This is a genomic window from Burkholderia cepacia, from assembly GCF_001039005.1.
Lineage (GTDB): Bacteria > Pseudomonadota > Gammaproteobacteria > Burkholderiales > Burkholderiaceae > Burkholderia > Burkholderia theae.
The window spans coordinates 1-351 of the sequence record NZ_LDWR01000154.1 but is presented as its reverse complement, the minus strand read 5'-3'; the positions used below and the strand labels follow the sequence as shown (position 1 = coordinate 351).

Here is a 351-nt window from a genome sequence, read left to right as displayed (position 1 = left end):
TCAAGCCGGTCGACAGCGAGCTAATACCCGTCGAAGTCGACGTGGACAATGAAGAGATCGAACTGTTAGCCGACGACAGTCCGGTCGACGTCGATGTCGACAGCGACGACACCGTGCTATTAGTCGAACTCAGGCCGGTCGACAGCGAGCTGATCCCCGTCGAAGTCGAAGTAGACAGCGAAGAGATCGAGCTGTTCGCCGACGACAAACCGGTCGACGTCGATGTCGACAACGACGACACCGTGCTATTGGTCGAACTCAGACCGGTCGACGTGGAAGTCGACAGCGACGACACCGTGCTGTCCGTCGAACTGAGGCCAGTGGACAGTGAGCTGATGCCCGTCGAGGTCG

General features: G+C 59.0%; 1 protein-coding gene. It reads left to right on the top strand.

Going from position 1 to position 351, the window contains the following annotated elements; all coding sequences use genetic code 11:
* The coding region (locus VL15_RS42975; RefSeq protein ID WP_048252191.1) for a hypothetical protein at positions 1–351 on the top strand (351 nt) is incomplete at both ends.